The sequence below is a fragment of the Rhodococcus spelaei genome, assembly GCF_006704125.1.
Lineage (GTDB): Bacteria > Actinomycetota > Actinomycetes > Mycobacteriales > Mycobacteriaceae > Rhodococcus_G > Rhodococcus_G spelaei.
This window is the reverse complement of sequence record NZ_VIGH01000003.1, coordinates 21469-33383: the sequence shown is the minus strand read 5'-3', so window position 1 is coordinate 33383 and position 11915 is coordinate 21469. Positions and strand designations below refer to the sequence as shown.

At 67.8% G+C, this 11915-nt stretch carries 9 protein-coding genes and 2 tRNA genes; 7 read left to right on the top strand and 4 right to left on the bottom strand.

The window, feature by feature from the left end; genetic code table 11:
- Positions 1 to 134 precede the first annotated feature (134 nt).
- From FK531_RS23050 to FK531_RS06785, 4 genes are all read left to right on the top strand, one after another.
- Complete coding sequence (locus FK531_RS23050; RefSeq protein WP_246097975.1) at positions 135 to 713, top strand: hypothetical protein; 579 nt, start codon at positions 135 to 137, stop codon at positions 711 to 713.
- A gap of 213 nt (positions 714 to 926) precedes the next feature.
- Positions 927 to 2339, top strand: a complete 1413-nt coding sequence (locus FK531_RS06795) for an acyl-CoA dehydrogenase family protein (protein ID WP_142096819.1) — start codon at positions 927 to 929, stop codon at positions 2337 to 2339.
- 27 nt (positions 2340 to 2366) lie between these two features.
- Positions 2367 to 3572 carry an acyl-CoA dehydrogenase family protein gene (locus FK531_RS06790; protein ID WP_142096816.1) on the top strand — a complete coding sequence of 402 codons (1206 nt, stop codon included), beginning with the start codon at positions 2367 to 2369 and terminating at the stop codon, positions 3570 to 3572.
- Positions 3573 to 3707: 135 nt separating this feature from the next.
- Positions 3708 to 5321, top strand: coding sequence for an acyl-CoA synthetase (locus FK531_RS06785; RefSeq protein ID WP_142096814.1), 1614 nt, complete (start codon positions 3708 to 3710; stop codon positions 5319 to 5321).
- A gap of 12 nt (positions 5322 to 5333) precedes the next feature.
- Here the strand turns inward: FK531_RS06785 and FK531_RS06780 are convergent, their stop codons facing one another.
- Positions 5334 to 6281, bottom strand: a complete 948-nt coding sequence (locus tag FK531_RS06780) for an NAD(P)/FAD-dependent oxidoreductase (RefSeq protein ID WP_142096811.1) — start codon at positions 6279 to 6281, stop codon at positions 5334 to 5336.
- 94 nt (positions 6282 to 6375) lie between these two features.
- Here FK531_RS06780 and FK531_RS06775 point away from each other — a divergent pair, with 94 nt between their 5' ends.
- Positions 6376 to 6963 (top strand): helix-turn-helix domain-containing protein, encoded by a 588-nt coding sequence (locus tag FK531_RS06775; protein ID WP_142096808.1) that lies wholly within the window; start codon positions 6376 to 6378, stop codon positions 6961 to 6963.
- Between the two features lie 52 nt (positions 6964 to 7015).
- Here the strand turns inward: FK531_RS06775 and FK531_RS06770 are convergent.
- Positions 7016 to 7092: transfer RNA gene (locus FK531_RS06770), tRNA-Met, on the bottom strand.
- 195 nt (positions 7093 to 7287) lie between these two features.
- Between FK531_RS06770 and FK531_RS06765 the strand changes: the two genes are divergently transcribed.
- Positions 7288 to 7608 carry a hypothetical protein gene (locus FK531_RS06765; RefSeq protein ID WP_142096805.1) on the top strand — a complete coding sequence of 107 codons (321 nt, stop codon included), beginning with the start codon at positions 7288 to 7290 and terminating at the stop codon, positions 7606 to 7608.
- A 92-nt stretch (positions 7609 to 7700) separates the two neighbouring features.
- Here FK531_RS06765 and FK531_RS06760 read toward each other — a convergent pair.
- Positions 7701 to 7777, bottom strand: a tRNA-Met gene (locus tag FK531_RS06760).
- Positions 7778 to 8226: 449 nt separating this feature from the next.
- On the opposite strand from FK531_RS06760, the gene FK531_RS06755 reads away from it, so the two are divergent.
- Entirely contained in the window at positions 8227 to 8811 is a 585-nt protein-coding gene (locus tag FK531_RS06755; protein ID WP_142096802.1) for a transglycosylase family protein, read from the top strand.
- Between the two features lie 68 nt (positions 8812 to 8879).
- Here FK531_RS06755 and FK531_RS06750 read toward each other — a convergent pair whose 3' ends face one another.
- Positions 8880 to 11822 (bottom strand): UPF0182 family protein, encoded by a 2943-nt coding sequence (locus tag FK531_RS06750; protein ID WP_142096799.1) that lies wholly within the window; start codon positions 11820 to 11822, stop codon positions 8880 to 8882.
- Positions 11823 to 11915 lie beyond the last annotated feature (93 nt).

Sequence of the window (11915 nt, the reverse complement as noted above, 5' to 3'; positions counted from 1 at the left end):
CCGATCCCCATCGGCGACGTCGTTCAATCTCTAACCTGATATTTCCGCAAGGCTGAACTAATTCCGCAAGTCTGAAAACACGGCGGCCGTCGCGCGGCGCCACAATCGAGGAGGCCCACTTGAAAAGTTGGATGATGATCGCGGTACTCGCCGGTGCACTGGCAACCGGCGCGGGGTGTTCGAGCAACACATCCTCCGACACCTCCACCACAACGAAACCGGCAGCTACAACGACCGCCGTCAGCAGCGCGCCGACCCCGGCCGCCAGTCCGGTGGTCCCGACAGACAATTCGGGTGAGTCGTCAAACAACCAACACGCCAATGCACCGGCACCGGCACCGGCACCGGCACCGGCACCCAACAACCAGGGCGACCGGGGTGCTGACGGGTCGACCGGCAACAACCTGACGAAGCAATACTGCGCCCAGAACCAGGACCCCGGATGCCCCGCCGGCAGCTACGTGGGCGCCAACGCCATTCCGAACCCCAATGGCGACGGCACCTACGTTCCGTGCGAGGGCACGATCTGCACCAACCCTAACCACGGCGCCGGGACCGACCCCAAGGACAACGGCGGCGTCACCAGTAGCAACACGGACGGGAACGCACAGGGGAAGGTTGCCGGGGCCCCCTGCGAGAACGGCGGAACGTGGGTCCACCTCGAGGACGGAAACGCCGCCCATTACGGCACCGAATGGATGTGTCAGCACTGAGCCGGACCCGCATCGGCGCCAACGCATGATCTGAGGAGCCGGCTCGGTGTCGGGCGGTGAGATTGATTCTCACCACCCGAGATCGGGCCGGTTCCGGCGTCTGGGGCCGGTCGGAGCTCGACCGTGACCGCCGTCACTTGCGACGAACACTCGACTTCACTTCTTACTCCGGAGTAAGATAACGACCGTCCAAGACCGAACACCGAGAAACTGGTGATCATGAGCAAGCAAGACAGCGTTGTGAAATCGAACGGTGCGACGCGCAAGCCCCGCGACACCTCGGCGGTCGGCCTCAACCCGGTCAAGCGGGACGCGATGGGTGCTGCCATGCGCGTGCTGACCAGGATCACCGGGTCGGAGCTCGCCGAGAAGTACAACCTGCGTCAGACCATCGACCGGGTCACCTACGAGGGCACCAAGACCGGCTTCAAGACCCTCGGCGCGGCCACCCGCACCTTCACGAAGGTCACCGGCGGCGGCAAGCCCAAGCGTCTGCCCGACGGCGCGAGCAAGAACGCCGACTACTTCGACCTCACCCCCACCGACGAGCAGCAGATGATCACCTCGACCGTGCGCGACTTCGCGGCGGAGATCCTGCGCCCGGCCGCCCACGACGCCGACGAGGCCGCCGCCGCGCCCGCCGACCTCACCAAGCGGGCCGCCGAGCTGGGCATCACCCTGATCAACGTCCCGGAGGAGCTCGACGGCGCCGCCTCCGAGCGCGGTGCGGTCACCAACTCACTCGTCGCCGAGGCCCTCGCGCACGGCGACATGGGCCTGGCCCTGCCGATCCTCGCGCCCAGCGGCGTCGCGGTCGCACTGACGCAGTGGGGCACCGACGGCCAGCAGAAGACCTACCTGCCGGCGTTCACCGGCGAGCAGGTCCCGAACGCCGCAGTCGTGGTGAACGAGCCGCGCGCGCTGTTCGACCCGTTCGCGTTGCAGACCAAGGCCGTTCGCTCCCCCAGCGGGTACAAGCTCAACGGCGTCAAGTCGCTGGTGCCCGCGGCCGCGGCGTCGGAACTCTTCCTCGTCGCCGCCGAGCTGGACGGCAAGCCTGCCTTCTTCATCGTCGAGTCCGACGCCAAGGGACTTGTGGTGGAAGCGGATCCGAGCATGGGTCTGCGCGCCGCCGGACTCGGCCGGCTGATCCTGACCGACGTCGCGGTGCCGGAATCGGCGATCCTCGGTGACGGCGACGCCGACCAGCGTGCCGCGGACTACGCCGACGCGATCCGCCTCGCCCGCCTCGGCTGGGCCTCGATGGCGGTCGGCACCGGTCAGGCCGTGCTGGACTACGTGATCCCCTACGTCAACGAGCGCGAAGCGTTCGGCGAGCCGATCAGCCACCGCCAGGCGGTCGCGTTCATGGTGGCGAACATCGCCATCGAACTCGACGGCCTGCGACTGGTGACGCTGCGTGGCGCCTCCCGCGCCGAGCAGGGCCTGTCCTTCGCCCGCGAGTCCGCGCTGGCTCGAAAGCTGGCGTCCGAGAAGGGCATGCAGATCGGCCTCGACGGAGTGCAGCTGCTCGGTGGCCACGGCTTCACCAAGGAGCACCCGGTCGAGCGCTGGTACCGCGACCTCCGCGCCATCGGCGTTGCCGAAGGCATCGTCCTCATCTGACGCCGCTGCTGTCCACTAGGAGACATTGTGATCAATCTCGAACTCCCCAAGAAGCTCAAGGCGTCCGCAAACCAGGCGCATCAGGTCGCGGCGCAGATCATGCGCCCGGTCTCGCGTAAGTACGACCTCGCCGAGCACGAGTACCCCGTCGAACTCGACACCATGGCCGCCATGGTCGAGGGCCTCAACGACTCCGGCACCGGCGCCTCCGGCGCGGCCCTCGGCCGCGGTGACGCCCCGTCCGTCATCGGCAACGCCAACGGCGGCAACATGGCCTCGTTGATGAACGTCATCGAAACCTGCTGGGGCGACGTCGGACTCACGCTGTCGATCCCGTACCAGGGCCTCGGCAACTCCGCGATCGCGGCGGTCGCCACCGACGAGCAGCTCGAGCGCTTCGGCAAGGTGTGGGCCTCGATGGCCATCACCGAGCCCAGCTTCGGCTCCGACTCCGCCGCCGTGACCACCACCGCGGTCCTCGACGGCGACGAGTACGTGCTCAACGGCGAGAAGATCTTCGTCACCGCGGGCGAGCGCTCCACCCACATCGTCGTGTGGGCGAGCGTCGACAAGACCAAGGGCCGCGCCGCGATCAAGTCGTTCGTGGTACCCCGCGACGCACCGGGCCTGTCGGTGGCCCGGCTCGAGCACAAGCTCGGCATCAAGGCCTCCGACACCGCCGTGCTGCTGCTGCAGGACTGCCGGATCCCGAAGGACAACATCCTCGGAAGCCCGGAAGTCAACGTCGAGAAGGGTTTTGCCGGGGTCATGCAGACCTTCGACAACACCCGTCCGATCGTGGCGGGCATGGCCGTCGGCCTGGGCCGGGCCGCGCTCGAGGAACTGCGTGCGGTGCTCACCGACGCCGGTGTCGAGATCTCCTACGACACCCCGGCCTACAACCAGCATGCTGCGGCCGCGGAATTCCTTCAGCTCGAAGCCGACTGGGAGGCTGCGTACCTGCTCTCGCTGCGCGCCACCTGGATGGCCGACAACAAGCAGCCGAACTCACTCGAGGCCTCGATGTCGAAGGCCAAGGCCGGCCGCACCGGTACCGCAGTCTCGCTCAAGGCCGTCGAACTGGCCGGCACCTACGGCTACTCGCAGCGGCCACTGCTCGAGAAGTGGGCCCGCGACAGCAAGATCCTCGACATCTTCGAGGGCACGCAGCAGATCCAGCAGCTGATCATCGCTCGTCGCCTGCTCGGCAAGTCGTCGGCTCAGCTGAAGTAGACCGAACGCCGAGACAGACGGAAGGGCATCGCCGCGGCGGTGCCCTTCAGTCTGTCGGCAAACCCTGTCGCGCGCACCCCACCCCGCACTAGGCTTGCGGCCGAAGGTCCCGAGCCGTTCCGCAGGGGGGAAGCGATGCCAGGCGTACTGACCAAGGTCACCGACACTGTCGGCGCGGCGCGGGTGATGATCCGCTCCGGACTCGTGCCGTTCCCCCGCCTCGACCGGGGCCTGGCCTCGATTCGCGCGGTCGGCAAGTACGGCCCCTTCGCCGGCGCGATCCACGCGCACGCCGCGCACGGACTCGACGCCGTCGCGATCGTCGACGAGCGCGGCCAGCTCACCTACACCGACCTCGAGCAGCAGTCCAACGCCCTGGTGCGCGCCTGGTCCGCGGACGGCATCACCCCGGGCTCGGTGATGGGCGCGATGTGCCGCAACCACCGTGGACTGGTACTCACCATGCTCGCCGCCGCCAAGCTCGGCGCGAAACTGGTGCTGATGAACACCGGGTTCGCCCCGCCCCAACTCGTGGACGTCGCCGCCCGCGAACAGGTCGGCGCGTTCGTCTACGACGAGGAGTTCGAGGCGGTCGCGGCAGCGCTGCCGCCCGAAGTCCGGCTGTACCTGTCCTGGGGCGAGGACTCGTCCGGTCGCGCAGCCAACCTCGACGACCTCCGCGCGGGCAGGCGCACCGATGCGGTTCCGGTTCCGGCAGTGTACGGAAGCTTCGTGCTCCTGACCTCCGGCACCACCGGAACGCCGAAGGGCGCTCCGCGCGAACACACTTCACCACTCGCCTCGGCCCAGTTCCTCGACCGGGTGCCGCTGCGACGCGCCCAGACCATGGTCATGGCAGCTCCCGCCTTCCACGGCACCGGGCTGTCGCAGTTCGCCCTCGCGCTCGCGCTCGGTCAGACCGTCGTGATGCAGCGACGGTTCGACCCCGAGCAGGCGCTCGCGCTCACCGCCGACAACCGGGCCGACGTCCTCGTGGTCGTCCCGACCATGTTGCAGCGGATCATCGACCTCGGCCCCGAGATCCTGCCCCGCTACGACACCACCAACCTCAAGGTGATCTTCGCGGCCGGGTCGGCCTTGTCCCCCGACCTCTGCCGGCGGACCACCGAGACCTTCGGGCACGTACTGCACAACCTCTACGGGTCGACCGAGGTCGCGGTCGCGACGGTTGCGACGCCCGCCGACCTCGCCCGCGCGCCCGGCACCGCAGGCCGCGCCCCGGTCACCTGCCGCGTCGAACTGTTCGACGACACCGGCACCCGCATCACCGAACCCGGGGTGGTCGGCCGGATCTTCGTCTCCAGCGGGCTCAGCTTCAACGGCTACACCGACGGTCGCGACAAGGAGCGCATCGACGGCCTGCTCTCCACCGGCGACGTCGGACACTTCGACCGCGACGGACTGCTGTTCGTGGACGGTCGCGACGACGACATGATCGTCTCCGGCGGCGAGAACGTCTACCCCCTCGAGGTCGAGAACCTGCTCGCCGATCGACCGGACGTGTTGGACGCCGCGGTGATCGGGGTGGAGGACGCCGAGTTCGGCCACCGGCTGAGAGCTTTCGTCGTCGCCGCCCCCGACGCCACACACGACGCTCAGGCCCTGCAGTCCTACGTCAAGGAGCACCTGGCCCGGTACAAGGTGCCCCGCGACATCGTCTTCCTCGACGAGTTGCCACGCAACGCGACCGGGAAGTTGCTGCGCCGGGTCCTCGCCGAGATGGACTGACGCGGAGTCGGATCAGCGCGCCGCCACCGCGTCCGCGACGTCCTCGTCGATCAGGCTCGCACTGATCGCCGCGCCCGCATTCACTCCCGCCGCGGCCGCGACGATCACCTGCGCGCGCAGGTCGGCGACATTGCCCGCGACCCACACGCCGGGCACCGCGGTGGCGCCGGTGGGATCGGCCGCAACGTAGGTGCCGATGACCTCGCCCGCCATCACCTGCTCGGTCGGCTCCAGACCCAGGCTCGTGAGCACCTCGGACCGCGCTGTGAAGCGAGGCGCGACCACCACGGCCTGGCGGGCGACCAGTTCGCCGGTCGTCATACGGACCCCGGCCAGCCGGTCGTCCGCCACCTCGAGGCCCGCGACTTCGCCTGGAACGACAGTGATCCCGCGTGCCGACAGCTGCTTGCGCTCGGCGTCGGTCGGCTCCGGCGCGGTGTGGGCGAACAGCGTCACGTCCGCGCTCCACTGCCGCCACATCAGGGCCTGGTGTACCGCGAAGGCACCGGTACCGAGCACACCGATCGCCTGGTCCCGCACCTCCCAACCGTGGCAGTAGGGGCAGTGCAGCACGTCGCGACCCCACCGCTGCGCCACACCGGGGATGTCGGGCAACTCGTCCACCAGGCCGGTGGTCACGAGCAGACGGCGCGCCAGGACCGATCCCCCGGTGTCGAGCACGACGCGGAACCCGTCCGCGCCCGCCGGCTGCGCCGCCACGACCGTGCCAGCGACGATCTCGCCTCCGTAGCCGGCCACCTCGGCCCGCCCGGCCGCGATCAGGTCGGCGGGCGGCGTGCCCTCCCTCGCCAGGTAGTTGTGCACGTGCCCGGCGGGCGCGTTGCGCGGCTCGCCGGCGTCGACCACCAGCACCGAGCGTCGCGCCCGCGCCAGGGTCAGTGCTCCGCTGAGCCCCGCCGATCCGCCGCCGACGACCACCACGTCGTACTTCTCGTTCACTGCGTCACCCTTCACTCGTACCGATGCTCACTCGACTGTCCACCCCCGCTGGCGGTCTTGACAAGAAACCTTGCCGAGACGGCAAAATGGTGGGATGAGCGAGGACCTACCCGACCTCGATGGCGTGCTCGACGCGGTCGGCCCGCGACTGCGCGCCGTACGACGGCAACGCGGCGCGACGTTGGCCCAGGTGTCCGAGTCGACCGGAATCTCGGTCAGCACGCTGTCCCGGCTCGAGTCCGGCCGCCGCCGCCCCACCCTCGAACTCCTGCTGCTGCTCGCCCGGGCCCACCAGCTCCCCCTGGACGAACTGGTGGGCGCGCCCGAGACCGGCGACCCGCGCATCCACCGACGTCCGATCACCCGCAACGGCGTCACCATCATCCCGTTGACCCGACGCCCCGGCGGGGTGCAGGCCTTCAAACACGTCATTCCCGCGCACTGGCCGCCAGGCGAGCCCCGACTGCAGACGCACGAGGGATTCGAATGGCTCTACGTACTCTCGGGCCGGCTCCGCCTGCTCCTCGGCGAGCACGACGTCGTCCTGACGCCGGGTGAGGTCGCGGAGTTCGACACCCACATCCCGCACTGGTTCGGCAACCCGTCCGACGAACCCAGCGAGATTCTCAGCCTCTTCGGCCCTCAGGGTGAGCGTGCGCACGTGCGCGCAACGCACGGTTGATCCGTCGCCACAAACGACGAAAGCCCGGTCCGAAGACCGGGCTTTCGTTCTGTGGTAGCGGGGACAGGATTTGAACCTGCGACCTCTGGGTTATGAGCCCAGCGAGCTACCGAGCTGCTCCACCCCGCGCTGCAAGAACTACTCTACACGAACTTTCGAGCGCCCCCGACCACCTGACGCCGCGGCAGACGGAAGCGCCCAAGTTCCACCCCCCATGGTGGGGGGGTCTTCCACCCTTGGGGGCGTTCTCTGCACTCGCCGTCCGCGGAAGGCTTTGCTACGTCCGCACATCGCGGAATCCCGAACATTCGTGAGGAGCACCGCATGTCCACCACCAAGACCCGCGTCCACACCGCAGCCGGACTGGGAGTCGGGATCGCCCTCGGCCTGGGTGCGCTCGTCGCGCAGAGCGCAGTCGCCAGTGCCACGGCTGTCGACACGGCCGATCGCATCGGCTGCGCCAACGCGTGGCCCGCCGTGGCCTGCGACTCGCAGTCGGACGTGCCCCCGCCCGTCTCCCTGTACGACTCTCCGGGGACATCCCTGTACGACTCCCCGGCGACGCCCCTGTACAACTCCCCGGACCTGTACAACGACCCGGACACCATCCTGTACGGACCCGGCGGTATCTACCTGTACAACTGACTCCCCCGGTCCGGTCGTCACTCCGTGACTGCGCGCCGAACCCTGACCCAGAAACGACGAAAGCCCGGTCCGAAGACCGGGCTTTCGTTCTGTGGTAGCGGGGACAGGATTTGAACCTGCGACCTCTGGGTTATGAGCCCAGCGAGCTACCGAGCTGCTCCACCCCGCGCTGCATGAACGAAGTTACACGAGCGTCTGAACGAAACACAAATCGCGAGACTTTCGTGCGCGCACCGCCCCCAGGCGAGGTCGCAGTTGTGACCGGGGGCACAAATTTGCGGTGATCCCCGGCACAATAACGGACCGGTAACGAACCGGTGGACAACCTACAACAATCCCGACTGACCTGGCCGAACATCGGAATTCTGGGGAACCGGCGGCCATTCGGGGCCGCCGATCGACGATGTGACCGCCCCAAAGTTGTTGCGTACGGTCGCAATCGGCCCGAAACGACCGGGCCCAGCCGACCCGCCGCTGCACCACTCTGCCCCGCGGGATCGGAACCCCGAAACCTTCGAGGGGCAGGGACGGAAGCGCCGATTTCGCACGCCGGGCGATGGAGAGAATTCGACCCGCCCAGGCCGGCCCCGTCAGCAAGCGCGGAGAGGATTCACCCGCATGACCACTCGCAAGATGACCACGCGTGCGCTCGGTTGGGCCGCCGTCACCGGCGCCCTCGTCGCAGTCCCCTTCGGCCTCGCTTCCGGAACCGCCTCCGCTGCCACCCACAACTGGGACGGCGTCGCACAGTGCGAGAGCGGCGGCAACTGGTCGACCAACACCGGCAACGGCTACTACGGCGGCCTCCAGTTCTCCCAGAGCACCTGGACCGCCAACGGCGGCTCCGGCTCCCCGCACGGCGCGTCCAAGGCCGAGCAGATCCGCGTCGCTGAGAACACCCTCGCGAGCCAGGGTGCCGGTGCCTGGCCCGTGTGCGGCCAGTACCTCAGTGCCGGCACCTCCGAGGAAGCCGCACCGGCACCCGAGCCCACCCCGGCACCGGCACCGGCCCCGGCTCCCGCACCCGCCCCCGCTGCGCCCGCCGCCCCGGTCCTGCCCGCCAACTTCCCGGCGCCGTCCGCGGACCAGGTCAAGCAGGCCACCGACACCGCCGTCACGACCGCCAAGCAGTACGGCTACGGCGACCAGGTGCAGCAGCTGCTCGATCACAACAGCGTCTTCCTGGCCAGCCTCACCCGCTGACCCGAGACAACGAGTGGGGCCCTGCCATCCGAATCATCGGACGGCAGGGCCCCACTCGTTGTCGACTGTTACTTCGGCAGCGCCTGGTACGCCGCGACCGCCTTCTGCAGGCGATCGAGTGCCGCACCGTACGCATTGAAGTCGCCGCTCTGCTGCGCCGACTTCAATGCCGTCAGCGAGGCATCCACCTCGGCCAGCGCCTTGCCCACGTCAGCGGACGGAGCGGGCGCCGGCACCGGGATCGGCGGCGCTGTTCCACTCGGCGGCGAGGTCGCCTGACCCTGCTCGCCCTGCGCGGGTGGCGTGGCCACCGCGCTCGGCGCAGTCGCCAACGCTCCGACGGCCGGAGTGAACACCTGACTCAAGGCCTCCGCGAGCGTCGGCGCGTACCCGACCCGAATGCCCGTGCTGTCGCTGAAGCTCACCAGCACACTGGTCAACTGCGGGAACGCGTTCGCCGAATTCCGTTGCGTGTACAGCGGTTCGACGTAGAGAATCCCGCCGTTCTCGACAGGCAGCGTGAGCAGGTTGCCGTACTGCACCTTGTTGGACTGTTTGAGCAGCGACAGCGCGCTCGCCACCCGCGAGTTCGACGTCATCGACGACTGCGCCTGCTGCGGACCCTGGGTCTGGGTGTCCGTCGGCAACTGCAGGACCGTGAACTTGCCGTAATCCGTCGGATCCGAGTTCACCGAGATGTACGCCGAGAGCAGCTCTCGGTTGTAGCCGACCATCGGACTGGTCAGCCGGAACTCCGGCTTCGCCGTCTCCTGGTTACCCAGCAGCACGTAGTACGGCGGCTGGTTCTTGTCCGTCTCGATCGTCGGATCGCTGGGCACCGACCAGAAGGCGTTGTTGGTGAAGAACTCGTTGGGATCGTCGACGTGGTACTTCGCCAACATCTCCCGCTGCACCTTGAACAGGTCCTCCGGGTACCGGAAATGCGCGCGCAGGTCGTCGGTGATCGCACTCTTCGGCTGGACCGTGCCGGGGAACACGCCCATCCACGCCTTGAGCACCGGGTCCTTGTCGTCGACCTGGTACAGGGTCACCGTGCCGTCGTACGCATCGACGGTGGCCTTCACCGAGTTCCGGATGTACGAGACCTCCTTCTTCGGCAGCAGTCGACCCGTGTTTGCGTCCACGCTGTCGGTCACCAGACCCTCGAGCGAGCTGCGCTGCGCGTACGGATAGGTGTCCAGCGTCGTGTACGCGTCGACGATCCACTGCATCTTGCCGTCGACGACCGCGGGATAGACCGTCCCGTCGGTGGTCAGCCACGGAGCCACCTTGCTCACCCGGTCGCGGGGATCCCGGTTGTAGATGATCTTCGAATCGGATCCGATCGCTCCGGAGAACAGGATGTTGCGTTCGGTGTACTTCGCCGCGAACGCAAGGCGGTTGAACCAATTCGAAATCGACACGCCGCCCGCGCCGGTGTAGGTGTACTTCGAGTCGTCCGTGTCGTATTCACGCGGGGCACTACCGGCGGCGCCGACGATCGCGTAGTCGGCATCCGACTTGGCGATCACCTCACCGAAGTAGATACGCGGATTATCCACGCGCAGTGCGGGTTCGGTGGGCTGGGTCTTGAGGTCGCTGACGCTGTAGATGGGGTACCCGCCCGTGGCGTTCTGGCTCTCACCCTCCACTGCGGTGACCTGGTTGGCGGGCGCGGCGACGAAACCGTTGCCGTGGGTGTAGACCGTGTGCCGGTTGATCCAGTCGGTCTGGTTGCCGCTGAGATTCGACGGTGACAGCTCACGCGCGGCCACCACGAAGTCACGCAGCTGCCCGTTCATGCTGTAGCGGTCCACATTGAGACTCGGTGGGAACGCGTAGAAGTTCTTCAACTGCTGCTGCGCGGTGAACGTGGGCGAGAGGATGTTCGGGTCGAGCAACCGGGTGTTCGCGATCGTCGTGACGTCAGCGGGCACGTCCTGCGGCTGCTTCTTGCCGATGCCGGGATAGTCGACGTACTGCACCTGGTCGTTGGTGATCCCGTACGCCTCGCGCGTCGCCTGAATGTTGCGCTCGATGTACGGCGCCTCCTTCTGGGCCGCGTTCGGCTTGACCGAGAACTGCTCGACCACCAGCGGATACACCGCACCGACGAGGATCGAGGACAGCACCAGCAGTGCCGTGGCCATCGCCGGGATCCGCATGTCGCGCAGGAATATTGCCGCGAAGAACGCCAGCGCGCAGATCACCGCGATCGCGAGCAGGATCAGCTTCGCAGGCAGCACCGCGTTGATGTCGGTGAAACTGCCGCCGGTGAAGGTCGGTTCCTTGCGGCTGCTCGAGAGCAACGAGTACCGGTCCAACCAGTAGGCCACCGCCTTCAACAAGACGAAGGTGCCGGCCAGAACCGCCAACTGGACCCGTGCGGCACGAGTGAGGGCGCCATCACGTCCGGTCAGCCGCAGGCCGCCGAAGATGTAGTGCGTCACCAGGTTCGCGAGGAAGGCGATGACGACCGCGACGAAGAGCCAGTTCAGCACCAGGCGGTAGAACGGCAGGTCGAACGTGTAGAAACCGATGTCGAGACCGAACTGCGGATCCTTCACTCCGAACGATCCACCGTGCAGGAACAACTGCACGGCAACCCAGTTCGACTGCGCGACCAGACCGGCGAGCACACCGATGACGGCGGGCACCACAATGCCGAACAGTCGCAGCCGACCCATCACCGTGGTGCGGTACCGCGCGATCGGGTCGTTCGGTCCGGCCACCGGGACGAACACCGGACGGGACCGGTAGGCGAGGAACATCGCGAGGAACACCGCGCCGCCGACGATCAGTCCGACCACCAGGAACAGCAGCAGTCGGGTGAAGAGGACGGTGGTGAAGACGTTGCGGAACTTGACCTCGCCGAACCACAACCAGTTCGTGTACGCGTCGATCAGGCGAGGCCCGATCAGCAGCAGCGCCGCCGCGACGAGCGCCAGTACCAACAACACTCGGCTCCGTTTGGACAACGACGGTAGACCGGTGGGGGGCCGCATGCCCACGTGCCACACTCCCGTGAGTCGGGCGGCGCACAGGGCGACCGCGTGGTGTTTTGTCCCACTCTACGCAGCTTCGCCATGCGAGCAGTGGCGTCG